The 23,895-nt window shown below is 53.4% G+C and carries 22 protein-coding genes; 6 read left to right on the forward strand and 16 right to left on the reverse strand.

Annotated features, from left to right (window positions below):
* The first annotated feature begins 113 nt into the window (after positions 1–113).
* Entirely contained in the window at positions 114–2,669 is a 2,556-nt protein-coding gene (gene mutS, locus SGR01S_RS09605; RefSeq protein ID WP_061807321.1) for a DNA mismatch repair protein MutS, read from the forward strand.
* A gap of 77 nt (positions 2,670–2,746) precedes the next feature.
* Here mutS and rpoS read toward each other — a convergent pair whose 3' ends face one another.
* The 4 genes from rpoS to surE all read right to left on the reverse strand — a co-directional run bounded on the left by rpoS (position 2,747) and on the right by surE (position 6,492).
* Positions 2,747–3,745: an RNA polymerase sigma factor RpoS gene (gene rpoS / locus SGR01S_RS09610; RefSeq protein WP_012005280.1), complete on the reverse strand. Its 999-nt coding sequence runs from the start codon at positions 3,743–3,745 to the stop codon at positions 2,747–2,749.
* Positions 3,746–3,798: 53 nt separating this feature from the next.
* Positions 3,799–4,785, reverse strand: a complete 987-nt coding sequence (gene nlpD / locus SGR01S_RS09615) for a murein hydrolase activator NlpD (RefSeq protein ID WP_037424748.1) — start codon at positions 4,783–4,785, stop codon at positions 3,799–3,801.
* Positions 4,786–5,110: 325 nt separating this feature from the next.
* On the reverse strand, positions 5,111–5,737 hold the full coding sequence (locus SGR01S_RS09620; RefSeq protein ID WP_061807322.1) for a protein-L-isoaspartate(D-aspartate) O-methyltransferase: 627 nt from the start codon (positions 5,735–5,737) through the stop codon (positions 5,111–5,113).
* Positions 5,731–6,492: a 5'/3'-nucleotidase SurE gene (surE, locus tag SGR01S_RS09625; RefSeq protein WP_037424743.1), complete on the reverse strand. Its 762-nt coding sequence runs from the start codon at positions 6,490–6,492 to the stop codon at positions 5,731–5,733. Before surE ends, SGR01S_RS09620 begins: the two co-directional genes overlap by 7 nt.
* A gap of 302 nt (positions 6,493–6,794) precedes the next feature.
* Between surE and SGR01S_RS09630 the strand changes: the two genes are divergently transcribed.
* A complete protein-coding gene (locus SGR01S_RS09630; protein ID WP_167348753.1) occupies positions 6,795–7,883 on the forward strand; it encodes an acyltransferase family protein in 1,089 nt (362 codons plus the stop codon).
* A gap of 37 nt (positions 7,884–7,920) precedes the next feature.
* Here the strand turns inward: SGR01S_RS09630 and truD are convergent, their stop codons facing one another.
* From truD to ftsB, 4 genes are read right to left on the reverse strand one after another with little or no spacing between them, the layout of a single operon-like run.
* The gene (truD, locus tag SGR01S_RS09635) at positions 7,921–8,967 is read right to left on the reverse strand and encodes a tRNA pseudouridine(13) synthase TruD (RefSeq protein ID WP_061807324.1); all 1,047 of its coding nucleotides are present in this window, start codon (positions 8,965–8,967) and stop codon (positions 7,921–7,923) included.
* Positions 8,968–8,971: 4 nt separating this feature from the next.
* Entirely contained in the window at positions 8,972–9,445 is a 474-nt protein-coding gene (gene ispF, locus SGR01S_RS09640) for a 2-C-methyl-D-erythritol 2,4-cyclodiphosphate synthase (RefSeq protein WP_004950274.1), read from the reverse strand.
* A 10-nt stretch (positions 9,446–9,455) separates the two neighbouring features.
* Entirely contained in the window at positions 9,456–10,163 is a 708-nt protein-coding gene (ispD, locus tag SGR01S_RS09645) for a 2-C-methyl-D-erythritol 4-phosphate cytidylyltransferase (protein WP_037424737.1), read from the reverse strand.
* 3 nt (positions 10,164–10,166) lie between these two features.
* A complete protein-coding gene (ftsB, locus tag SGR01S_RS09650) occupies positions 10,167–10,487 on the reverse strand; it encodes a cell division protein FtsB (protein ID WP_037424733.1) in 321 nt (106 codons plus the stop codon).
* Between the two features lie 406 nt (positions 10,488–10,893).
* Between ftsB and SGR01S_RS09655 the strand changes: the two genes are divergently transcribed.
* The 3 genes from SGR01S_RS09655 to SGR01S_RS09665 all read left to right on the forward strand — a co-directional run bounded on the left by SGR01S_RS09655 (position 10,894) and on the right by SGR01S_RS09665 (position 13,178).
* Positions 10,894–11,664, forward strand: coding sequence for a basic amino acid ABC transporter substrate-binding protein (locus SGR01S_RS09655; RefSeq protein ID WP_061807325.1), 771 nt, complete (start codon positions 10,894–10,896; stop codon positions 11,662–11,664).
* Between the two features lie 88 nt (positions 11,665–11,752).
* A complete protein-coding gene (locus tag SGR01S_RS09660) occupies positions 11,753–12,472 on the forward strand; it encodes an amino acid ABC transporter permease (protein WP_051922616.1) in 720 nt (239 codons plus the stop codon).
* The gene (locus tag SGR01S_RS09665; protein ID WP_037424787.1) at positions 12,456–13,178 is read left to right on the forward strand and encodes an amino acid ABC transporter ATP-binding protein; all 723 of its coding nucleotides are present in this window, start codon (positions 12,456–12,458) and stop codon (positions 13,176–13,178) included. Before SGR01S_RS09660 ends, SGR01S_RS09665 begins: the two co-directional genes overlap by 17 nt.
* 52 nt (positions 13,179–13,230) lie before the next feature.
* Here SGR01S_RS09665 and SGR01S_RS09670 read toward each other — a convergent pair whose 3' ends face one another.
* The 5 genes from SGR01S_RS09670 to cysG all read right to left on the reverse strand — a co-directional run bounded on the left by SGR01S_RS09670 (position 13,231) and on the right by cysG (position 18,052).
* Complete coding sequence (locus SGR01S_RS09670) at positions 13,231–13,548, reverse strand: DUF3561 family protein (RefSeq protein ID WP_037424725.1); 318 nt, start codon at positions 13,546–13,548, stop codon at positions 13,231–13,233.
* A gap of 85 nt (positions 13,549–13,633) precedes the next feature.
* Positions 13,634–14,263: an adenylyl-sulfate kinase gene (cysC, locus tag SGR01S_RS09675; protein ID WP_061807326.1), complete on the reverse strand. Its 630-nt coding sequence runs from the start codon at positions 14,261–14,263 to the stop codon at positions 13,634–13,636.
* A gap of 1 nt (position 14,264) precedes the next feature.
* Positions 14,265–15,692: a sulfate adenylyltransferase subunit CysN gene (gene cysN / locus SGR01S_RS09680; RefSeq protein WP_061807327.1), complete on the reverse strand. Its 1,428-nt coding sequence runs from the start codon at positions 15,690–15,692 to the stop codon at positions 14,265–14,267.
* Between the two features lie 11 nt (positions 15,693–15,703).
* Positions 15,704–16,612 carry a sulfate adenylyltransferase subunit CysD gene (gene cysD / locus SGR01S_RS09685; RefSeq protein ID WP_037424720.1) on the reverse strand — a complete coding sequence of 303 codons (909 nt, stop codon included), beginning with the start codon at positions 16,610–16,612 and terminating at the stop codon, positions 15,704–15,706.
* Between the two features lie 9 nt (positions 16,613–16,621).
* Positions 16,622–18,052 (reverse strand): siroheme synthase CysG, encoded by a 1,431-nt coding sequence (cysG, locus tag SGR01S_RS09690; RefSeq protein WP_061807328.1) that lies wholly within the window; start codon positions 18,050–18,052, stop codon positions 16,622–16,624.
* A gap of 261 nt (positions 18,053–18,313) precedes the next feature.
* Here cysG and SGR01S_RS09695 point away from each other — a divergent pair, with 261 nt between their 5' ends.
* Positions 18,314–19,387 carry an aminopeptidase gene (locus SGR01S_RS09695; protein ID WP_061807329.1) on the forward strand — a complete coding sequence of 358 codons (1,074 nt, stop codon included), beginning with the start codon at positions 18,314–18,316 and terminating at the stop codon, positions 19,385–19,387.
* Positions 19,388–19,446: 59 nt separating this feature from the next.
* Here the strand turns inward: SGR01S_RS09695 and SGR01S_RS09700 are convergent, their stop codons facing one another.
* The 3 genes from SGR01S_RS09700 to cysJ form a co-directional block, all read right to left on the reverse strand.
* Positions 19,447–20,181 (reverse strand): phosphoadenylyl-sulfate reductase, encoded by a 735-nt coding sequence (locus SGR01S_RS09700; protein ID WP_061807330.1) that lies wholly within the window; start codon positions 20,179–20,181, stop codon positions 19,447–19,449.
* 71 nt (positions 20,182–20,252) lie between these two features.
* Positions 20,253–21,968, reverse strand: a complete 1,716-nt coding sequence (gene cysI / locus SGR01S_RS09705; RefSeq protein WP_061807331.1) for an assimilatory sulfite reductase (NADPH) hemoprotein subunit — start codon at positions 21,966–21,968, stop codon at positions 20,253–20,255.
* Positions 21,968–23,767 (reverse strand): NADPH-dependent assimilatory sulfite reductase flavoprotein subunit, encoded by a 1,800-nt coding sequence (gene cysJ / locus SGR01S_RS09710; RefSeq protein ID WP_037424707.1) that lies wholly within the window; start codon positions 23,765–23,767, stop codon positions 21,968–21,970. The genes cysI and cysJ overlap by 1 nt, the downstream gene beginning before the upstream one ends.
* Between the last annotated feature and the right edge of the window lie 128 nt (positions 23,768–23,895).

Consider the following 23,895-nt stretch of genomic DNA (forward strand, 5'->3'; position numbering starts at 1 on the left):
CGCCACCAGCCTCTGCCATATAGGGTGAGTTTCTGTAAAACGGCGTGATACCTAATGATGACACTCAACATCACAACCAACTTTAAATTCAATGGATTGGAAACAGTAATCTTATGAATAGCACCAATAAGCTCGATTCACACACGCCAATGATGCAGCAATACCTGCGTCTCAAGGCCGAACACCCTGAAATCCTGTTGTTCTACCGCATGGGTGATTTTTACGAGCTGTTCTACGATGACGCCAAACGCGCTTCCCAACTGCTGGATATCTCGCTGACCAAACGCGGAGCCTCAGCAGGTGAACCTATCCCAATGGCTGGCGTACCACATCATGCGGTTGAGAACTACCTGGCCAAATTGGTACAACTCGGTGAATCTGTCGCCCTGTGTGAGCAAATCGGTGATCCGGCCACGAGCAAAGGCCCCGTTGAGCGCAAAGTTGTTCGCATCGTCACTCCGGGGACCATCACCGACGAAGCCCTGTTGCAAGAGCGCCAGGATAACCTGCTGGCAGCTATCTGGCAGGACGCACGCGGCTTCGGCTACGCCACGTTAGATATCAGCTCCGGTCGTTTCCGGGTCGCTGAACCGGCCGATATAGAAACTATGGCCGCAGAATTACAGCGTACTAATCCTGCCGAGCTGCTTTACCCTGAAACCTTTGAACAGATGTCGCTGATTGAACAGCGCCACGGTCTACGCCGCCGCCCACTGTGGGAATTTGAACCCGAAACCGCACGCCAACAGCTTAACCTGCAATTCGGCACCCGTGATCTCACCGGTTTCGGCGTTGAACAAGCCCATCAGGCGTTACGTGCTGCGGGCTGTCTGTTGCAGTACGTTAAAGATACCCAACGTACTTCATTACCGCACATCCGAGGTATTACCATGGAGCGCCAGCAAGACGGCATTATCATGGACGCCGCCACACGGCGTAACCTTGAGCTGACCCAAAGTTTGTCCGGCGGTACTGAAAATACACTGGCGGCCATCCTGGACCGCAGTGTGACGGCGATGGGCAGCCGCATGCTCAAGCGTTGGTTGCACATGCCAACCCGCGACATCAATGTACTGAATAATCGCCAGCAGGCGATTGGTTCCTTGCAAGATATCTACGCCGATCTCCAGCCTTCTCTACGACAAGTAGGCGATCTGGAACGTATATTGGCTCGCCTGGCATTGCGCAGCGCGCGTCCACGCGATCTGGCGCGGATGCGCCACGCTTTCCAACAGTTGCCGGATATCCACGCACTGCTGAAGGGAGTGGATACCCCACATGTACAACACTTGCTATCGCAGGTCGGTCAGTTTGATGAGCTGCAGGATTTGCTGGAACGTGCAGTAGTTGAAGCCCCGCCAGTGCTGGTGCGTGACGGCGGCGTTATCGCGCCCGGCTACAACAGCGAGCTGGATGAGTGGCGAGCACTGGCCGATGGCGCCAGCGACTACCTCGACCGCCTTGAAATCCGCGAACGCGAAAAGCTGGGGCTGGATACGTTGAAGGTTGGCTTCAATGGCGTACATGGCTATTACATTCAGGTCAGCCGCGGGCAAAGCCACCTGGTGCCTATCCACTACGTGCGCCGCCAGACGTTGAAAAACGCCGAACGCTACATTATTCCCGAACTGAAAGAGTATGAAGACAAGGTACTCACTTCTAAAGGGAAAGCGCTGGCGATCGAAAAAGGTTTGTACGAAGAGTTGTTCGACTTGCTGCTACCGCACTTGGGTGAATTGCAGCAAAGCGCCGGGGCATTGGCTGAACTGGACGTGTTAGCTAACCTGGCTGAGCGTGCAGAAACACTGAATTACGCCTGCCCGACCATGAGCGAACAGCCGGGTGTACGCATCACCGAAGGCCGTCATCCGGTGGTCGAACAGGTGCTGAGTGAGCCGTTTATTTCCAACCCACTCTCACTGTCGCCTCAGCGTCGTATGTTGATCATTACTGGCCCAAACATGGGTGGTAAAAGTACCTATATGCGTCAAACAGCACTGATCGTGTTGATGGCACATATCGGCAGCTACGTGCCGGCGAGTAAGGCCGTGATCGGCCCAGTAGACCGCATCTTTACGCGTGTTGGTGCGGCGGATGACCTGGCTTCCGGCCGCTCTACCTTTATGGTGGAGATGACCGAAACGGCCAATATTCTGCATAACGCCACCGAGCATAGCTTAGTACTGATGGATGAAATTGGTCGCGGCACGTCCACCTACGACGGTTTATCCCTGGCCTGGGCCTGCGCCGAAAACCTGGCCAGCCGAATCAAAGCCATGACGCTGTTTGCCACCCATTACTTTGAGCTGACGACCCTGCCGGAGAAAATGGAAGGCGTGGTTAACGTACACCTGGATGCCCTAGAACATGGGGACACCATCGCCTTTATGCACAGCGTGCAGGACGGCGCAGCCAGCAAGAGTTATGGCCTGGCAGTGGCTGCACTGGCCGGGGTACCACGTGAAGTGATCAAGCGTGCGCGCCAAAAACTGCGTGAACTGGAGGCGATCTCCAGCCATACGGCCACCGGCACCGTTGATGCCACCCAGATGACGCTGCTGAATGAGGAAACCTCACCGGCGGTTGAAGCACTTGAAGCACTGGATCCAGATTCACTGTCCCCGCGTCAGGCGTTGGAGTGGATTTACCGCCTGAAAAGTATGGTCTAGTCGTCCCATTACAGGCATAAAAAAACGGTGAGCATGATGCTCACCGTTTTTATTTGGATGCGATTCAACTATCAGCGTTACTCGCGGAACAGTGCCTCAATACTCAGGCCCTGCATCTGCAGAATTTCACGCAGACGACGCAAACCTTCAACCTGGATTTGGCGTACACGCTCACGAGTCAGGCCAATCTCACGGCCCACATCTTCGAGCGTTGCCGCTTCGTAACCCAACAGACCAAAACGACGTGCCAGCACTTCGCGCTGCTTAGCGTTCAGTTCGAACAGCCACTTAACGATGCTCTGCTTCATGTCATCGTCTTGTGTGGTGTCTTCCGGTCCGTTGTCTTTTTCGTCCGCCAAAATGTCCAGCAACGCTTTCTCTGAATCCCCGCCCAACGGCGTATCAACAGAAGTGATACGTTCGTTCAGACGCAGCATTCGGCTGACATCATCGACCGGCTTGTCGAGTTGCTCTGCAATCTCTTCTGCGCTCGGTTCATGATCCAATTTATGAGAAAGTTCGCGCGCGGTGCGCAAATAGACATTCAGTTCTTTGACAATGTGGATAGGCAAGCGGATGGTACGGGTTTGGTTCATGATCGCCCGTTCAATCGTCTGCCGGATCCACCAGGTTGCGTAAGTCGAGAAACGGAAACCACGTTCTGGGTCAAACTTTTCCACTGCACGGATCAGACCGAGGTTACCCTCTTCAATCAGATCCAGCAGCGCCAGGCCGCGATTGCTGTAGCGGCGGGCGATTTTCACCACCAACCGCAGGTTACTTTCAATCATTCGGCGGCGGGACGGCACGTCACCGCGCAGTGCACGCCGCGCAAAATAAACTTCTTCCTCTGCGGTCAGCAGTGGAGAATAGCCGATTTCGCCAAGATAGAGCTGCGTCGCATCCAATACGCGTTGGGTCACGCCTTGTGACAACAACTCTTCTTCCGCTAGATCACTCTCACTGGCCTCTTCTTCAACCAGTGCTTTTTCGTCGAATGATTCCGCTTCCGTTGCGTTCTCGTCGAAATCCGCATCATCATGTAACTCGTTAACTTTCAGCGTATTTTGGCTCATATGCTGCTCCTACCCGTGATACCGCGAGCAGAATACAGCGTATTCTGCCCAATCTATCGCTGCGGAAGATAACGCAGCGGGTTTACGGATTTCCCCTTGTAACGAATTTCAAAATGCAAACGTACTGAACTGGTTCCGGTGCTACCCATGGTGGCTATTTTTTGACCCGCCTTCACTTCTTGTTGTTCCCGGACCAGCATTGTGTCGTTGTGAGCGTAGGCGCTCAGGTAATCATCATTGTGTTTGATGATGATTAGATTACCGTAACCCCGTAAAGCGTTGCCTGCATACACTACACGACCATCGGCGGTAGCGAGAATCGGCTGCCCACGGGACCCGGCGATATCGACACCTTTATTCCCACCTTCTGATGAGGAAAAGTTATCAATAATCTTACCGTCAGTAGGCCATCTCCAGGTACTTACTGGGGCGCTATTGCTGACGGTGCTGCTCACTGGTGGAGCAACAACCGGTGCGGTAACAGGGGCTGTTGCGGTAGTTGCCGCCACTGCGCCTGCTGCAGGTAACATCTTACCTACATTCTGTTTACCCGAATTATCAGAATACGCGTTAGTTGATTGAGAATCAACCGTTGCAGTTTGTATCTGAGAGCTTGATGGTGGCTTCGGAACACCGCCGCTGGTCGCGTCTGTTGCCGCCAGCATGCCACCGTTTCCGTTGGCAGAACCATTACCAAGCTGAATGTTTTGACCCACATTCAGGCTGTATGGTTCAGGAATATTGTTGCGCTGAGCCAGGTCACGATAGTCGTTACCGGTGATCCAGGCGATGTAAAACAGCGTGTCTCCGCGCTTAACCGTATAGGTATTACCGCTGTAGCTCCCTTTGGGGATCGACGTGTAACTGCGGTTATAAACAATATGGCCTTCAGAGTTCGCCGGCATGCCGGCATTGTTGGATGCGGCAGATCCGCCACCGTCCACACTACTGATAGGGGCCGATGTCGACGCGTTGTTTGTACAACCCGCCAACCACAAACTTACCATCGTACACACCGCAACCCGGCGTAATGTAATCATTGGGCTTCCCGTGCTCATGCTTCCCCCATGACAGCAATATCAGCGATATATCCAAAATACCCTTTACATCGTAGCTGAGCTTTTACCATTCTCTCAGTTTCTACCACGAAAGGTGCCCACGGCCGATCCCTGAACGTCAGGAAATTTCATGCCTGAGCCTCAAAACAGCGCGCCAATGCTAACCACATTAGCGCTGCTGCACCATAAGACAACTACGCAGAAAGGCAATTGTATTGAAAATTAGTTTTATTGAAACGGTAAAACCTTAACCGGAGGTGATGAAAGTGCAACAGATTTCGTTTCCTGTCGAAAATTCAGACAATCGCTAGGCCAATTCACCCTTCACCAAGGGTACAAAGCGCACCGCCTCAACAGTATCGATGACAAATTCGCCCCCCTGCCGCTGAATGCGTTTAAGGATTTGGGCCTGCTCACCCACCGGCAATACCAAAATACCGCCATCATCCAACTGCTCCATAAGCGCTGGGGGGATTTCCGGCGGCGCAGCAGTGACAATAATGGCATCAAACGGGCCACGCGATGCCCAGCCCTGCCAGCCATCACCGTGACGAGTGGAAACATTGTGAAGATCGAGTTGCTTCAGGCGGCGCTTGGCCTGCCATTGCAATCCTTTGATGCGTTCAACGGAGCAAACATGTTGCACCAGATGCGCCAAGATAGCGGTTTGATAGCCAGAGCCGGTACCGATCTCCAACACCCTTGATGTGGGCGTCAGGTTCAGTAGTTCGGTCATCCGTGCGACCATATAAGGTTGGGAGATCGTTTGGCCGGAACCGATGGGCAGCGCTGTATTTTCATAAGCTTTGTGTTCAAGTGCCTCATCAACAAAGCGTTCACGCGGCACCGCCTCGATCGCCTGCAGCAACCGTTCGTCCCGGATCCCTTGTTGACGCAGCTGCGTCAGCAATGTTTGCATACGCTTGTTCACCATTCCCCGCCAACCCCTGCTTTGGTTAACCACGTTTTTACCACGTCTTGGGCCGCATAGGCGGTTAAATCCACCTGCAATGGCGTGATTGCCACGTAACCCTGCTCAACTGCAGCGAAATCCGTGTCCGGCCCGGCATCAAACTTATCACCCGGTGGCCCGATCCAATAGAGGTTTTGCCCGCGCGGATCCTGCTGACAGAACACTTTGTCGGCTGGATGTCGGCTGCCACAACGTGTCACGCGAATCCCCTTAATCTGTTCCAAGGGTAAATCAGGCACGTTGATATTCAGAATTTTACCGGTACGTAACGGCTCACGCTGTAACGCACGCAGTATCCGGCAGGTAATCACTGCGGCAGTAGCATAATGCTGGTGGCCGTTCAGCGACACCGCCAACGCCGGCAAACCCAAATGGCGGCCTTCCATGGCGGCCGCGACAGTGCCGGAGTAGATAACATCATCACCCAGATTAGGGCCGGCATTGATACCGGAAACCACAATATCCGGTGCAGGTTGCATCAGAGCGTTCACACCCAGATACACGCAATCGGTCGGCGTCCCTTGCTGTACGGCAATATCCCCATTGGGCATCGTCAGGGTGCGCAATGGAGATTCCAGCGTCAGCGCATTGGAAGAACCGCTGCGGTTACGATCGGGTGCTACAACTTGTACTTCGGCGAACTCACGCAGTGCCGCCGCCAACACCTGAATGCCCGGGGCGGTCACGCCGTCGTCATTACTCAGTAATATCCGCATAAGAGGTTATCTTCTTTTTATCTCTCAACCAGACCCCCTTTCAACGCGGCCCAGCTTATAAATACTCAGTAGAAAGTGCCCAAAAGGAGGCGCTTAGCCAGCAGATATTATGTTTACTCCCCCCGACATGTCCAGTCACCAAGGGAAAAGGCAACCAAAGCTGTAACCCTATCTCCCAGATGAAGCTGAAGTTCATCACGCATTCCTTACGAAAATCTGACAATACAGTCGCACTTTAGTAAAATCGAAAATCAATGATTTCAAGGTTCACTCCCTCAATGCCTATAATAAGACTGAAATACTTGGATGGCTTACGCGGTATATTTGCGTTAACTGTCGCACTAAGCCATTTTTTTGGTAGCCAATATGGCTGGCGTGACTATCCATTCCAAAATTCATATATCTCCGTTGATTTCTTTTTTATCCTCTCGGGTTTTGTGTTATCGCACGTTTATGGTCAAGCCATGACGTCAGGCCTGATGAATGATAGAAAATTTATCTTTTATCGCTTCGCACGTATGTACCCATTGCACATTGTCACTATGGTCGTCGTGGGTGTTATTTATCTGCTGACGCAACGCGGTTTTCCCTTTGACGAACCATTTATTTCTGGCATTGCTAATATCTTTCTTCTGCAGAATATGGGGTTTGTCAACAACTGGAACTGGAATGATCCCAGTTGGTCAATCTCGGTCGAGTTTTGGGTTTCCGTTTTTTTGGTTCCCTGGTGTATCCGTCGCGTAAAAACCAATATGCTGCTATTGATCTCTTTAATGTGTTACACCGTTTTATACACATCATACGGTTCACTGATGGTCGCTCATGAAATGATGTACGGTATTGTCACCTCAGGCTTTGTTAGATGCATCGCTGGAGTCACTCTGGGGATCGCAGTTTGTCGAATGGCGCAAGGAATGAAGCAGGTAGAGCTTAACCACATACAGAAATTTGGCATAGGTTGCCTTGACGTCACTCTTTTCGCAATTGTTGTATACTTGGTTTATCAAAAAAATCCGATTGGAAAATTCAGCTTCTTGCCAATCCCACTTATCGCATTACTCATTTTAAGTTTGGCAACACTAAGTTCATGGTTCCATCAGATTATCAGCAGCCGGATTCCCGCCTGGCTCGGTGATATCAGCTACTCTGTTTACCTTATACATACCCCCATTATTTTGATTATGGGGGCGGCGCTCGCTCCACTAAGCTTACCATTCGGAATAAAACTCGTGGTCTTTGTTGCTTTGACGTTGTTCCTATCACAACTCACTCATCGCTTCTTTGAGAAGCCCTGTTATGAATGGTTAAAAAATCGTTTCTCCGATCAAACGCCTGCTAGTGTGAATGAGATAAAATTAAAGGCCGAAAAGAAATTTGCCAATCAACGCTAAGACATCAGATAAAAAACCTGCTTACGCAGGTTTTTTATTACTCACTAATATCCGCATCACTGTTGTCCTGCCGCATAATTTCACGCACCACACTGGTGGCAAAACTGCCGGCGGGCAACCAAAAACGCAGTTCGACGGTGGCATCATCCCACCAGTCCCACTGCATATTTTTTGGCTGTAGCAACAGTGCTCGACGTGCTGGATCAACGCGCTCGCGCGTTAAAAGCGCCATCAGCTCAGGGTGTTCCAGCAAGCACTGTTGTTCAAAACTCAGTGCTTCCCCTGCTGTACCTGGTTCACCGTCACCCGGCAAAGGAGCCGTAATCAGCAATTCACCGGCATCAAGTCGTTGTTGCAACGTATCCAGTTCGTCCGCTTTAGCAACAAACCAGCTACCACGGCCACTGAGCTGCAAGGCATCACCTTCAAGCACAGTCTGTTGCTGCTGATTGGCCAAACGTCGACTCGTGATCAGGTTAAACAAGGCACTACGGCTGGCGGAAAGATAAAAACTGCGCTTACTCCGCTCTTTAACCCGGATCTCATCATTCGCCCAACGCCGTGCCATCACCAGGTTATTGCCACCGCGGCCAAAACGCTGGCTACCAAAGTAATTGGGTACGCCACCGGTTGTAATCGCCTGCAGGCGCGACTCAACATCCTGACGATCAGAGATATGACGCAATACCAACGTGAAGGCATTGCCTTTTAGCGTACCGATGCGCATTTTGCGTAGATGACGGGCGCTGGCCAGTACTTCACAACCTTCCAGTGAGAATTGAGTAAAATCGGGGGTTTCTTTGCCTGGCAGATGCAAACAGAACCACTGTTCGGTCACCGCATGGCGATCTTTCAGGCCGGCATAGCTCACGGAGCGGGCATGAATACCGGCAAAGCGTGCCAAATAATCGGCGACAAACTGAGTGTTACAGCCGTTTTTGCGGATGTTCACCAACACATGTTCACCCTCGCCGTCCGGCTCAAAACCCAGATCTTCCACCACCACGAAATCTTCCGGGTTGGCTTTCAACACGCCAGTGCTTTGTGGCTGGCCATGCAACCAGGTCAAGTTAGCCATGTCCATGCCGTTATTCCTTGATCAACAAGGCAACCGCTTCGCAGGCAATGCCCTCACCACGGCCGGTAAAACCGAGCTGTTCGGTGGTGGTGGCTTTAACGTTGACGTCGTCCATATGGCATTGCAGGTCTTCCGCCAGGAAAATACGCATTTGCGGGATATGTGGCGCCATTTTAGGTGCCTGGGCGATAATGGTGATATCCAAATTCCCCAGACGATAGCCTTTCGCACGGATACGTTTCCAGGCTTCGCGCAGCAGTTCACGGCTGTCGGCGCCTTTGAAAGCGGGATCGGTATCCGGGAACAGTTTGCCGATATCCCCCAGCGCTGCCGCACCCAACAAGGCATCCGTCGCTGCATGCAGCGCTACATCACCGTCGGAATGGGCCAGCAAACCTTTCTCATAAGGGATACGAACACCACCGATCACCAGCGGCCCTTCGCCACCAAATTTATGTACGTCAAAACCGTGACCGATACGCATGATGCGCTCCTTAATTGTCCAACTGAGTTAAATAGAATGCTGCCAGCGCCAAATCTTCTGGTCGCGTGACCTTAATATTGTCCGAACGTCCGGTAACCAACAACGGATGATAGCCGCAATGCTCCAGGGCAGAGGCTTCATCAGTGACTGTCGCACCGTCATCCAGCGCACGCTGCAAACAGAGCTTAAGCAACGCCAATGGAAATAGCTGTGGTGTCAATGCATGCCACAGATCCTGGCGTTCAACAGTATGTGAGATCGCGTTGCGACCCGGTTCGGCACGTTTCATGGTATCACGCACCGGCGCGGCCAAAATGCCCCCCACCTCGCTGTGTTCGGTAATCGCCAGCAGACGTTCGAGATCGTCGGCATGCAGACACGGCCGTGCCGCGTCGTGCACCAGCACCCATTTGGCCTCACCGGCCAGTTGTAGCCCAGCCATCACCGAATCAGCGCGTTGCTGACCGCCGACGGTCACACGCACACGAGGATCTTTTGCTATGGGTAACTGGTGGAACTGCTGGTCATCAGGACCGATTGCCACAATCACCTGCGGAATACGCGGATGACGCAGCAACGCATGGATCGCGTGTTCGAGAATAGTTTGGTGGCCGATGGTTAAATACTGCTTCGGGCAATCCGCCTGCATACGGCTGCCGATACCAGCAGCGGGCAGGACGGCAATCACCGATGGAAAGGTTCCTGCGGAGTGATTCATGCGTTACTTTTGTAGGTTATTTTGCGAGGATGACGCCGCGTTGCGTCTGGATTGATCAGGAACCAGACGATAGAAAGTCTCACCGGGCTTAATCATGCTCAGTTCATTGCGCGCACGCTCTTCGATCGCTTCCTGACCGCCGTTCAAATCGTCGATTTCGGCGAACAGCTGATCGTTACGCGCTTTCAATTTTGCATTGCTGCCCTGTTGGAGCGCAACGTCATCATTGACCCGCACATAATCGTGAACACCATTTTTGCCCAGCCACAGTGAATACTGTAACCAACCGAGCAATGCCAGCAATAACAGCGTAAGTTTTCCCATCTCCGCCCCCTGAAAAACCGCCTAATCATCCCACAACTTTTCGTTGGACTCCACACTGAGAACGGCATTTCACCGCCAAATTCAGAGTAGGATGAGAATTTCCTCAGTTTATAACCTAAATTCGAGCTGAAAGCGGCAAAAAAAACCACTTTCGCCCGTTCAGAAACCTGCCAGATAAAGCAGCATGCTCTCATTCAGCAATTTCTCTGTTATGCAGTAAGAAAAACTGGCTGCCTTCGCATTTGACCAACACTTACTCCAAGTACATACAAAAATTGCATATTTAACACTATTAAAAAATTCATCATCATGTATGAGTTGTGTTTTTATTCATTAAAGATTATTTTTATGCATCAATAGTGCATAAATAAACTCAACACACGACATTTAATTACCGGGGATAACGATGTTAAAACACCTAGTTCTGATTGGCGCCTGCCTGGCCGCCACCCTGTCGGCGTCAGTCTTGGCGGCTGAACCAACTTATGTCGTCGGCTCCGGCGGCACCTATCGTCCATTCGAGTTTGAAAACAGCAGTAAACAGCTGGAAGGTTTTGATATTGATATTATCAAAGCCGTAGCCAACGCTGAGGGCTTTCAGGTCAAGCTGGTTAATACGCCATGGGAAGGTATCTTTGCCACACTAAACTCCGGCGATCGTGACATCATTATTTCGGGTATCACCATTACCGACAAACGTAAGCAAATGGTCGACTTCTCCGCACCTTACTTCCCGGCCGAGCAGGCTATCGTCGTACCCAAAGATTCCACCGTGGATTCTATCGCTGCACTTAAAGCATTGAAGGTCGGCGTCGTAAACTCCAGCACCGGCGACATTGTGGTGTCCGATACTCTGGGCAAGAACAGCACCGCCATCAAGCGCTTCGACAATACGCCGCTAATGTTGCAGGAGTTGTATGAAGACGGTATTGGCGCCGCAGTTGGCGACGTCGGGGTAGCCAAGTTCTACATCAAGACCCACCCGGATAAAGAATTCAAATTGGTATCCGACGCCAAGTTCGAGCGCCAATATTTCGGCATCGCCGTCGCCAAAGGCAACGACGAGCTGCGCGGTAAGATCAACGCCGGTCTGAAGAAGATCGTTGCTGACGGGACCTATGCCAAAATCTACCAGACCTGGTTTGACAGCAACGTGCCGACGCTGCCAGCTGAATAATCGACACGCTGTAGCCTGAACATTTTTTAAAAAGGATCCGACCTTGAATTTTCGTTGGGAGATCATCCAGGAGTACGCCCCATTGTTTATGGAAGGCGCCTGGATGACCATCAAATGCACCATTATCTGCGTGATACTGGGCACCACCTGGGGTTTGCTCCTCGGGCTAGGTCGTCTGGCACAAGCGCCGCACGGCATCTGGAAACCGATACTGCATTACGGCGTACAATGGCCGGTGCGCATTTACATCAGCGCCTTTCGCGGTACGCCACTGTTTGTGCAGATTATGGTTGTGCACTTCGCGTTGGTGCCGCTATTTATCAACCCGCGTGACGGCCTGCTGGTCACCAACGGTCTGATGAGCAGCGACTTCGCCCGCGCACTCCGCTCAGACTACGGCGCGTTTCTGTCCTGCGTCGTGGCGATTACGCTCAACGCTGGCGCTTACGTCTCGGAAATCTTCCGCGCAGGCATTCAGTCAATCGATCGTGGTCAGATGGAAGCGTCGCGCTCGCTGGGCATGAGCTACGGCAAAACCATGCGTAAGGTGATCTTGCCACAAGCATTCCGCCGCATGTTGCCACCGCTGGGCAATAACGCCATTGCCATCGTCAAGGATTCCTCATTGGCCTCCGCCATCGGCCTTGCAGACCTGGCCTATGCGGCCCGTACCGTTTCAGGGGCTTATGCCACCTACTGGGAACCCTACCTGACCATTTCATTGGTCTATTGGGTCCTCACCTTCCTGCTTTCGCTGATGGTGCAACACATGGAAAAGAGGTTTGGGAAAAGTGATTCGCGTACATAACCTGCAAAAACAATTTGGCGACAGCCATGTGCTGCGAGGAATCTCCTGCGAGATCGCGGCAAATGAAGTGATCTGCGTCATCGGCCCGTCCGGATCGGGTAAAAGCACTTTCCTGCGCTGCATCAATGCACTGGAGACCCTGTCCGGCGGCGAGATTCTGGTCAATGGTTTTGCTATACACAGCCAGAAAACCGATCTCAACAAAATGCGCGAGAGCGTGGGCATGGTGTTTCAGCGTTTTAATCTGTTCCCGCATATGACGGTGTTGGAAAACATCATTATGGCGCCGATGGGGGTGAAAAAGCTCTCGCGCAGCGACGCCACTTTGCGTGCAGAAGCATTGCTCCGCAAGGTCGGCCTGCTGGACAAAATTGACGCCTATCCCAATAGCCTGTCAGGTGGTCAGCAACAACGTGTGGCCATTGCTCGTGCGCTGGCGATGGAGCCGAAAATCATGCTGTTCGACGAGCCCACATCAGCACTCGATCCCGAGCTGGTTGGCGAAGTGCTGGCGGTAATGAAATCATTGGCGCATGAAGGTATGACCATGGTGGTGGTCACTCATGAAATGGGCTTCGCCCGTGAAGTGGCCGATCGGGTGTTGTTTATTGATCAGGGGATCATTCAGGAAGAAGGGACACCACAGCAGATTTTCAGCAATCCGACCAATCCGCGAACTCAGGCTTTTCTAAGCAAAGTTTTGTAACCTTCAGCACGGCTTTGCAATGCGTCGGGCGCAGGCAACTGCGCCCGCCATGTCACCAGCCAGTCAGAAAACTGAATACCAGCCAGAACAGACAAAGCACAATAGTCCCTGTCAGCAGCAGCGTCAGGATCAAGCGACCACGCAACAGCATACTCAATGTAATACCGATCAGTACCGAAACCGGCATCAAAGCCAGGAAGAACGGCCAGGTGTAGAGCAGGAAGAAGAGTGTGTTGGAGCCGTAGACCAAAAACGGCACAGCGAACGCCAGCCAGTAGAAAACAAAGCCGCAGACGCCGCCCAGGAAAGAATAAGAGGGTTCCTCTTTCTCCTGGTTTGAATCAATCAATATTGGCGAGACATTTTGCATAGTGATCCCTGGTTATTCGGCACGCTCTTCGGCGGGCTTAGCGTAAAAAGCGTATGACGCAAAAACGCCACACGCTTTTCTGAATTCAGGGTTTGATAATAGCCCGACCACGCAGTACGTCTAACAATTGCGCAATCAAATTTGTTACCAATTGTTGGCCATCAAGATGAATATCCGGCCGTTCCGGCGCCTCATAAACCGCGTCAATTCCGGTGAAATTTCGCAGTTCACCGGCACGGGCTTTTTTGTACAATCCTTTTGGATCGCGTGCCTCACAAACCGCCAGCGGCGTGTCAACAAACACCTCGATAAAGCGATTTTCATCAAGCAGTTCACGTACCATCTGTCTTTCGGTACGGTGTGGTGAAATAAAGGCGGTGAGTACCACCAGACCTGCATCTACCATCAACTTGGACACTTCGCCCACGCGGCGAATATTCTCACGCCGGTCATCGTCGGAGAAGCCCAGATCGCGGCACAGGCCGTGACGCACATTGTCCCCATCCAGGAGATAGGTGTTGATGCCAAGGGTATGCAGCGCCTGTTCCAATGCGCCAGCGACAGTCGATTTACCCGAACCGGATAACCCGGTAAACCATAACACCACGCCTTTATGGCCGTTACGGGCTTCGCGATCCGCACGCGCTACCGCATGCGGATGCCAGACCAGATTGTCATCATCCGGCCCGGTTGGCCGTTGCTCTACGTCGGTCACGTTACTTGCCCCCGATCAGGTCGCGTGCGCCCCAATGCGGGAAATGCTTACGCACCAGCGCATTCAGTTCCAGCTCAAATGCGCTGAAGTCTCCGGCTGACGCCTGAACATCCTGCAAGGCTTCGCGGATCAACCCGGCACCGACCGTGACATTGCTCAGGCGATCGATAAAGATCAGTCCGCCAGTCACATGGTTACGTTGATAACTGTCCAGCACCAGCGGTTCATCAAAGATCAGTTCCACCAGGCCAATGCCATTCAGCGGCAATGTGTCTGCCTGATGCTGTGCCAGCGAGTTGATTTCTACCTGGTGGCGAATACCTTCCACGCGTGCGCGAGTCTTCTTACCGGCTACTTTGATGTCGTAGCTTTGTCCTGGCAACAGCGGTTTCTCAGCCATCCACACTACGTCCACCAATGCACTTTGCACTGCTTGCAGTGTTTCCCCGGCATCCACCAGTAAATCGCCACGGCTGATGTCCACTTCATCCTTCAGCACCAGAGTAATCGCCTCACCCGGCACTGCCTCCTGCAAGTCACCGTCAAAGGTGACAATACGCGCAACGGTGGATTCAACGCCAGAAGGCAGCACCTTCACACGTTGGCCTACACGCACGACACCGGCCGATAACGTCCCCGCGTAGCCACGGAAATCCAGATTCGGTCGGTTAACATATTGCACCGGGAAGCGCAGAGGTTGCGCCTCACGTTCACTGATCACATCCACGCTTTCCAGCACCTGTAACAGTGTTGGACCACTGTACCAAGGCATATGGGTGCTTTCACTGGCCACGTTATCGCCGTCCAGTGCCGACAGCGGGACAAACTTGATGTCCAGATCGTTCGGCAACTGTTCAGCGAAGCTCAGATAATCCTGTTTAAATTGCTCGAATACCGATTCTTGGTAATCCACCAGGTCCATCTTGTTAACCGCAACCACCAGATGGCGGATACCCAACAACGTCGCGATAAAACTGTGCCGGCGAGTTTGATCCAGCACCCCTTTACGGGCGTCGATCAACAGGATCGCCAGATCGCAGGTAGAAGCCCCTGTAGCCATATTACGGGTGTACTGCTCGTGTCCTGGCGTATCCGCGATAATAAACTTACGCTTTTCGGTCGAGAAATAGCGATAAGCCACATCAATGGTGATGCCTTGCTCGCGTTCAGCCTGCAAGCCATCGACCAGCAGTGCCAAATCGAGTTTTTCACCCTGAGTACCGATACGCTTACTGTCACTGTGCAACGTTGACAGCTGATCTTCGTAGATCTGGCGAGTATCGTGCAGCAGACGACCGATCAGTGTACTTTTGCCGTCGTCGACGCTGCCGCAGGTCAGGAACCGTAACAGACTTTTATGTTGCTGCGCGTGCAGGTAGGATTCGACACCGCCCTGTTCAGCGATTTGTTGTGCAATTGCGTTGTTCATCCGGCGGCTCCTTAGAAATACCCTTGACGCTTTTTCAGCTCCATCGAGCCGGATTGATCGCGGTCGATCATCCGTCCCTGACGTTCACTGGTGGTGGATACCAGCATCTCTTCGATGATTTCCGGCAACGTTTCCGCCTCCGACTCCACCGCACCGGTCAGTGGCCAGCAACCCAGCGTGCGGAAACGCACCATACGCTGACTGATCACTTCACCTGGCTGCAGATCGATGCGATCGTCGTCCACCATCAGCAGCATGCCATCACGCTCTACCACCGGACGTGGTTTCGCCAGATACAAAGGGATAATGTCGATCTTTTCCAGGAAGATATATTGCCAGATATCTAGCTCGGTCCAATTCGACAACGGGAACACACGGATGCTCTCCCCCTTGTTGATCTGACCGTTATAATTGTGCCACAGCTCCGGACGCTGGTTCTTCGGGTCCCAACGGTGGAAACGGTCACGGAAAGAATAGATACGCTCTTTGGCACGTGACTTCTCTTCATCGCGGCGAGCCCCGCCAAAAGCGGCATCAAAACCGTATTTGTTCAGCGCCTGCTTCAGGCCTTCGGTCTTCATGATATCGGTGTGCTTGGCACTGCCGTGAACGAACGGGTTAATGCCCATCGCCACGCCTTCCGGGTTTTTGTGGATCAACAGCTCGAAACCGTATTCTTTGGCCGTGCGGTCGCGAAATTGGTACATTTCGCTGAATTTCCAACCGGTATCCACATGCAGCAGCGGGAACGGCAGCGTGCCTGGGTAAAAGGCTTTACGCGCCAAGTGCAGCATCACGGAAGAGTCTTTGCCGATGGAATAGAGCATCACCGGGTTGCCGAATTCAGCGGCGACTTCACGGATGATATGGATACTCTCCGCCTCCAATTGCCGCAAATGAGTGAGTCGTTTTTCGTCCATAACAGATCCTTAAGCCAAATTCACGACGGCTGGGCGTGATACCCCTTCCGTCTTCGGTTGATGCCCAAACCAGGCGATTTGGTGATGCAACTCCACCACTTCGCCGATCACCAGCAGCGCCGGTAACGGTGCCTGTTGAGCTAATTCTTCAAGCTGTTGCAGCGTGCCGGTTTGCACCCGTTGATCCGCGCGCGTACCGCGGCTGATCACCGCCACTGGCGTCGTCGCTGCGCGGCCGTGGGCGATGAGGCGTTGGCTGATATCCGCCGCCTTCATGGTGCCCATGTAGATAGCCAGAGTCTGGCGCGCACGCGCCAAATCGGCCCAATCCATACCATCGCCGTCGGGACGGCAGTGGCCGGTAATAAAAGTGACGCTCTGTGCATGATCGCGGTGCGTCAGTGGGATACCGGCATAAGCCGTTGCACCGGCAGCCGCCGTCACGCCCGGCACCACCTGGAACGGGATACCCGCTGCCGCAGCCACCTGTAATTCTTCACCACCGCGGCCGAAGATAAAGGGATCGCCCCCCTTCAGCCGTACTACACGCTTGCCCTGCTGCGCCAGTTCCACCAGCAGACGGTTGGTTTCTTCCTGAATTACAGAATGCGCGCCAGCACGTTTGCCCACACAGATGCGCTCCGCGTCACGCCGAATCAAGTCCAGAATCTCATCGCTGACCAAATGGTCATACAGCACCACGTCAGCTTGCTGCATCACCTGTAATCCACGCAGGGTGAGTAACCCCACATCGCCTGGACCTGCCCCCACCAACGCAATTTCGCCCTGGGAACCTTCGTTGCTCTGCGCAAACTGCTGCAAGTCCTGCTCCAACTGCCGCTCAGCCTCTACGGTTTGACCATTGGCCACCAACGTTGAGAATCGGCCGTTGAAGGTTTTCTCCCAAAAACGACGGCGTTCGCCGATCGCATTCAGCCTTTGTTTCACTTGGCCGCGCCAGCGCCCAGCCACGTCAGCCATCTGCCCCAAGCTAGCGGGCAACAAAGCTTCAAGCTTTTCACGCAACATACGCGCCAGTACGGGTGCCTGACCGCTGGAAGAGACGGCTACCACCAGCGGCGAACGGTCAATAATCGACGGGAAAATAAACGAGCAACGCGGCTGATCGTCCACCACGTTTGCCAGCACCCGGCGTTTATCCGCTTCGGCAAATACCTCCGCATTCAGCACGCTGTCGTCAGTCGCAGCGATCACCAGAAAAACCTCATCCAGTTGCTGTGCGGCAAAAGCCTGCCCCAGCCAGTGGATATGCCCTTGCTGACGCAATTGTTCGAGTATTGGCGAGAGTGACTGCGCAACTATCCGTATTTCAGCCCCGGCGCGCAGGAGAAGATCAACTTTGCGCGCAGCCACTTCACCGCCGCCAACGACCAACACAGGGCGCTGTTTCAGGTCGGCAAATATAGGTAGATAGTCCACAACAGCCTTTTCATATATGCAGAAAGATAGTGTGACTATACGGGCTGAGATTTAGCCTCTGAAATGACGAAAAGGAATGACTAGTTCCTTTATGGAATATAGGCCGCAGCGTAGGGCTTAAGCGGTGATAACCCTGTTGGAAGTTTGCACATTCGCCCCAAATTTAAGAGCGGGAGAAATTGTTTAATCTCGCGTAGCGTCTCATACTGGACACCGCAAAAAATAATCGGTCTCGCCGATATCAAAGAAGGATTTTTCGGTATGTTTTCCCGTTTTAATCTGAAAACCGGCCTGCTGGTAGCGGTGCTCGGCGGTGTTTTCAGCGTTTCGGCTGTAGCTCAGTCTGCGAAGGAAGCCCCGATAGGCAAATTTGCCGCTGACCAGATCCGTCACATTGCCACCTATTTTCCCGGTCGAATGGCGGGCAGCCCGGCGGAATTGCTCACCGCAGACTATCTGAAACAACAGTTCAGCAAAATGGGCTATCAGAGCGATATCCGCAGTTTCAATACCCGCTATATCTACACCAGCAAGGACGGGAAAAAGAACTGGAATAACGTCACCGCCAGTTCAGTGATCGCCGCTAAAAATGGCAGCAATCCGCAGCAAATCCTGATCGTGGCACATTTTGATACCTATACGCCGCAAAGCGACGCCGACCTGGATAACAACCTCGGTGGGCTGACGCTGCAGGGCGTCGATGACAATGCTTCCGGCGTCGGTGTGATGTTGGAGTTGGCGGAGCGTCTGAAGAATATCCCCACAACGTACGGCCTGCGCTTTGTCGCCACCAGCGCGGAAGAGATTGGCTTGCAGGGCGCACAGAACTACCTGCAGCGCATGAGCCCAGAAGAAAAAAGCAACACGGTGCTGGTGATTAATCTCGACAGCCTGATTACCGGTGATCGCCTGTATTTCAATTCCGGCCTCAAAACGCCGCCGAAGATGGCAAAACAGAGCCGCGATCGCGCGCTGGACATTGCCCACCGCTACGGTATCGCCGCCGCCACTAATCCTGGCAGCAAGGCGCACCCGAAAGGCACCGGTTGTTGTTCCGATCAGGAAGTATTTGATAAAGCCGGTATTCCAGTGATGTCTGTCGAAGCCACCAACTGGTCACTGGGTGATAAAGATGGTTACCAACAGCGCGCCGTCAGCCCGCACTTTCCGCAGGGCATAAGTTGGCATCGCCCACAATACGATAACTTGCAATACCTGGAGCGTAATCTGCCAGGGCGGATCGACAAGCGCAGCCGCGAAAGCGTGCAGATCTTGTTACCACTGATCAAGGAGCTGGCACAGGCGCACCCGGAAAAAACACAAAAGAAAAAGTAATCCCTCCAAAATAACAAGGGCCCAGCAAATGCTGAGCCCTTGGCAGCTTGATTGACACATTAACCTTCGTGCAGACCACACTCACGCTTTAGACCGAAGAAGCGCGTTTCTTCCTCGCTCATCCCGGGTTCCCATTTCTGCGTGGTGTGGGTATCTCCGACCGACAGATAGCCTTGTTCCCGCAGCGGGTGGTAACTCAGGCCGTGCTCAGTCAAGTATTGATATATCTTGCGGTTGTCCCAATCGATAATCGGCAGGATCTTGAACACCCCACGCTGCACGGCTAACACAGGCAAGTGAGCACGGCTACCCGATTGTTCGCGGCGCAAACCGGCAAACCACGTCTGTCCACCCAGGGTTTCCAGCGCACGGTTCATCGGCTCAACCTTGTTAAGCAGGTTATACTTCTCAATGCCCTCAACGCCCTGTTCCCACAATTTGCCGTAGCGCGCTTCCTGCCAGGCTGGCGACTGATTGGCGCGGAACACCTGCAGATTCAACTTCAGTTTGTCAGTCAACTGATCGATAAACTGGTAGGTTTCTGGGAACAGATAGCCGGTATCGGTGAGGATCACGGGAATATCCGGTTTGATCTTGGTCACCAGATGCAGGCACACAGCCGCCTGAATACCAAAGCTAGAAGAGAGCACAAATTCGCCAGGCAGATGCTCCAGCGCCCATTCCACACGTTGCTCGGCGGAAAGGGTTTCCAGCTGACCATTAACGACCGCCAGTGCCAGTGCTTGCCCTGACTTGGGCAGTGCATTCAGCTCCGCCAGATTGAATTCAGCCATGTTACCTGCCTCCTGATGCTTGAATCATACCGCGCAGATCCGGCCCCCTGTGTCAGCGGGGCCAAACGGCGTCAGTCCCAGAAATCCTGCGCCGAATCAATCACTGGCCTAACCACACCGGTGCGGATGGTGAAATCACCAAAACCTTCACCTGCCGTGCGCTCTGTGGCCCAGCGGCCCACCAGTTGGTCAATCTCTCGCAGAATTTCTTCTTCGTTAATATTTTCGCGGTACATACGCGGTATACGCGTGCCTTCCCGGTTACCGCCCAGGTGCAGGTTATAGCGGCCAACCGCTTTACCCACCAGGCCAATCTCCGCCAGCAGTGCACGCCCACAACCGTTCGGACAACCAGTGATGCGCAATACAATGTGTTCATCACCCACGCCATGCCGATGCAGGATCCCTTCTACCTTGGTGACAAACTCTGGTAGGAAGCGCTCCGCCTCCGCCATCGCTAGCGGACAGGTCGGGAACGAGACACAGGCCATTGAGTTTTGGCGCTGTACGCTGACCCCATCGTCGATCAGACCATGATCCCGTGCCAGAGCTTCGATCTTCGCCTTCTCGCTTTCCGGCACACCGGCGACGATCAGGTTCTGGTTGGCGGTCAGGCGGAAGTCGCCCTTGTGGATCTTGGCGATCTCGGCCACACCCGTTTTCAGCGGGCGCCCCGGGTAATCCAATAATCGACCGTTCTCAATAAACAGCGTCAGGTGCCATTGGTTATCAATGCCCTTCACCCAACCGATACGATCGCCACGGCCGGTGAATTCATACGGGCGGATCGGCTCAAAAGTGATGCCTGCACGTTTTTCTACTTCGGCGCGGAAAGTATCCACCCCGACGCGCTCCAGCGTGTATTTGGTTTTGGCATTTTTACGATCGGTACGATTGCCCCAGTCACGCTGGGTGGTCACCACCGCTTCGGCTACTGCCAGCGTGTGTTCCAGCGGGATATAACCGAACTCGCTGGCCTTGCGCGCATAGGTTTTCTTGTTGCCGTGTTCAATCGACAGACCACCGCCCACCAATAGGTTGAAGCCTACCAGTTTGCCGTTTTTGGCGATCGCGACAAAGTTCATGTCATTAGCGTGCAAATCAACGTCATTTTGCGGCGGGATCACCACCGTTGTTTTGAATTTGCGTGGCAAGTAGGTCGCACCGAGGATAGGTTCTTCGTCGGTAGTCGCCACTTTTTCCTGATCCAACCACACTTCCGCATAAGCGCGGGTACGTGGTAACAGGTGTTCGGAAATCTTCTTCGCCCATTCGTAGGCTTCCTGATGCAGTTCTGACTCCACCGGGTTAGAAGTACAGAGCACATTGCGGTTAACGTCGTTAGCAGTCGCCAGCGCATCCAGACCCAGGCGGCCCAGAAGTTGATGAACCGGTTTAACGTTGCCCTTCAAAATGCCATGGAACTGGAAGGTCTGACGGTTTGTGATACGAATGCTGCCGTACAATGTGCTTTCTTGTGCAAACTTATCAATGCCCAACCATTGCTGCGGGGAGATAATGCCCCCCGGCAGACGGCAGCGCAGCATCATCGCATGGCGCGGCTCCAGCTTCTGCTCGGCGCGTTCAGCACGAATATCACGGTCGTCCTGTTGATACATACCGTGAAAACGGATCAGCAGGAAGTTGTCACCGGTAAAACCACCGGTCAGGCCGTCCTTTAAATCTTCAGCGATGGTGCCGCGTAAGAAGTTGCTTTCTTTCTTCAAACGCTCGGCATCGGCCAATTTGCCTTCAACCACCAGAGGCCCTGGGTGTTTATCACTCATCAGTAAACATCTCGCTGATAACGGCGCTCAAGGCGCAGCTCACTTAAAAATTCATCCGCCAGCTCGGTATCCATGCCACCATGCTCGGCCACCAGTTCCAGTAATGTGTTTTCCACGTCTTTCGCCATGCGGTTCGCATCACCACAGACGTAAATGTGCGCGCCTTCCTGGATCCAGCGCCACACTTCCGCACCCTGTTCGCGCAGTTTGTCTTGTACATAGACTTTATGTTGTTGGTCGCGTGACCAGGCCAGATCGATACGAGTCAGCAGGCCATCCTTCACATAGCGCTGCCATTCGACCTGATACAGGAAATCTTCGGTAAAGTGCGGGTTGCCGAAGAACAACCAGTTCTTGCCACCAGCACCGTCAGCATCGCGCTGCTGCATAAAGGCGCGGAATGGCGCAATGCCAGTACCAGGGCCAATCATGATGACAGGCGTTTCCGGGTTAGCCGGCAGACGGAAGTTGTCGTTATGCTCGATGAAGATCCGCACGTCGCCGTCCTCTTCCAGGCGATCGGCCAGGAAACTGGAGGCGCCGCCAGCCCGAGCACGACCGTCAATGTCGTAGCGGACTACGCCGACGGTTACGTGGACTTCGTTTTCGTTCTCGGCCTGTGAGGAAGCGATAGAATACAAGCGCGGCGTCAGCGGGCGCAGCAGACCAACCAATTGGTCAGCATTGAGATCGGCTGGCGCCTGGCGCACCATGTCGACAATCGGCGTATTGTGCGCGTAATGTTGCAACGCAGCTTTATCTGCCAGCAGCCCGATCAATTTCTCATCACGCGATAAGGCCGCGTATTTATCCACGATCAGTGTGGTGTTCTGCGTCAGTTCAAAATGGCTGCGCAATGCCTGCGCCAACGGCAGGGTTTTGCCTTCCACATCGACTGGCTCATCACCTTTCAGCCATAGCAGTTGCACCAGTTCGTCCACCAGCGCAGGATCGTTATCGAACCAGACGCCCAGTGCGTCACCCGGTCGGTAACGCAGGCCGGAATCACCCAGGTCAATTTCGATATGGCGAACATCTTTATCAGATGCACGTCCCGTAATTTTTTGCTTCACTGCCAATTGCGCCGTCAGCGGCTGTTCTTTGCTGTACGGGCTGCTATCAAGCAGATCAACCGCACCACTGGCCAGCACACCCGGAGCAGCATTTTCCGCAGGCGCACGTGCTTTCAGTACTTCCACAACCTGTTTGCGCCAGGCAGTAGCCAGTTCCTGATATTCCACGTCAGCGTCAACCCGCTCGACCAGGCGTTCAGCACCCAATTCAGCCAGTTTATTGTCGAAGTCTTTGCCCGATTGGCAGAAGTTCTCGTAGGACGTATCCCCCAGCCCGAAGACCGCAAATGCAGTCTCGTTAAGCTTGGGCGCTTTCTTTGAGAACAAGAATTTGTGCAGTGCCACCGCCTCTTCCGCTGGCTCGCCTTCGCCCTGCGTGGAGGCGACGATCACCAACAAACGTTCTTGAGCAATCTGCTTGAATTTGTAGTCCCCGGCGTTCACCAGGGTGACACTCAATTTGGCAGCCAATAGATCGTCACGCAGCTGTTCTGCCAGACGGCGCGCATTGCCGGTCTGTGACGCGGAAATCAGCGTGATACTGGCGGCGGCGGAAGCCACCGGCGCAATAGTTACGGCGCCAGGCTGTTGATTAACCATTCCCCAGAAATAACCTGACAGCCACGCCAGCTGCGTTGGTGAATATTCACCAATCGTCGCCTGCAGGCGCGCCAGCTGTTCGGGCGTCAGCGGGAGCAAAGATGTTGGAGGAGCCTGAGTCGTCATTGCTGTACTTATTTCCTATACTTGGCACCTATCCAGCCAGGTGCTCGCCAGTGTCAGTCGCTGTCTTTTCGTTCAGTCTGCGGTCCTGAAAAGATCAGGAGAGTTTGTAAGGTTACCCAGCAGATTAG

The sequence above is a fragment of the Serratia grimesii NBRC 13537 genome (genome assembly GCF_001590905.1).
GTDB classification, from domain to species: Bacteria; Pseudomonadota; Gammaproteobacteria; order Enterobacterales; family Enterobacteriaceae; genus Serratia; species Serratia grimesii.

Excerpts from the sequence above, each read along its gene's own strand:
- mutS (WP_061807321.1), top strand. The coding sequence starts at position 114 with ATGAATAGCACCAATAAGCTCGATTCACACACGCCAATGATGCAGCAA.
- rpoS (WP_012005280.1), bottom strand. The coding sequence starts at position 3,745 with ATGAGCCAAAATACGCTGAAAGTTAACGAGTTACATGATGATGCGGAT.
- nlpD (WP_037424748.1), bottom strand. The coding sequence starts at position 4,785 with ATGATTACATTACGCCGGGTTGCGGTGTGTACGATGGTAAGTTTGTGG.
- SGR01S_RS09620 (WP_061807322.1), bottom strand. The coding sequence starts at position 5,737 with ATGGTGAACAAGCGTATGCAAACATTGCTGACGCAGCTGCGTCAACAA.
- surE (WP_037424743.1), bottom strand. The coding sequence starts at position 6,492 with ATGCGGATATTACTGAGTAATGACGACGGCGTGACCGCCCCGGGCATT.
- truD (WP_061807324.1), bottom strand. The coding sequence starts at position 8,967 with ATGGACATGGCTAACTTGACCTGGTTGCATGGCCAGCCACAAAGCACT.
- ispF (WP_004950274.1), bottom strand. The coding sequence starts at position 9,445 with ATGCGTATCGGTCACGGTTTTGACGTACATAAATTTGGTGGCGAAGGG.
- ispD (WP_037424737.1), bottom strand. The coding sequence starts at position 10,163 with ATGAATCACTCCGCAGGAACCTTTCCATCGGTGATTGCCGTCCTGCCC.
- ftsB (WP_037424733.1), bottom strand. The coding sequence starts at position 10,487 with ATGGGAAAACTTACGCTGTTATTGCTGGCATTGCTCGGTTGGTTACAG.
- SGR01S_RS09655 (WP_061807325.1), top strand. The coding sequence starts at position 10,894 with ATGTTAAAACACCTAGTTCTGATTGGCGCCTGCCTGGCCGCCACCCTG.
- SGR01S_RS09660 (WP_051922616.1), top strand. The coding sequence starts at position 11,753 with ATGGAAGGCGCCTGGATGACCATCAAATGCACCATTATCTGCGTGATA.
- SGR01S_RS09670 (WP_037424725.1), bottom strand. The coding sequence starts at position 13,548 with ATGCAAAATGTCTCGCCAATATTGATTGATTCAAACCAGGAGAAAGAG.
- cysN (WP_061807327.1), bottom strand. The coding sequence starts at position 15,692 with ATGAACAACGCAATTGCACAACAAATCGCTGAACAGGGCGGTGTCGAA.
- cysD (WP_037424720.1), bottom strand. The coding sequence starts at position 16,612 with ATGGACGAAAAACGACTCACTCATTTGCGGCAATTGGAGGCGGAGAGT.
- SGR01S_RS09695 (WP_061807329.1), top strand. The coding sequence starts at position 18,314 with ATGTTTTCCCGTTTTAATCTGAAAACCGGCCTGCTGGTAGCGGTGCTC.
- SGR01S_RS09700 (WP_061807330.1), bottom strand. The coding sequence starts at position 20,181 with ATGGCTGAATTCAATCTGGCGGAGCTGAATGCACTGCCCAAGTCAGGG.
- cysI (WP_061807331.1), bottom strand. The coding sequence starts at position 21,968 with ATGAGTGATAAACACCCAGGGCCTCTGGTGGTTGAAGGCAAATTGGCC.
- cysJ (WP_037424707.1), bottom strand. The coding sequence starts at position 23,767 with ATGACGACTCAGGCTCCTCCAACATCTTTGCTCCCGCTGACGCCCGAA.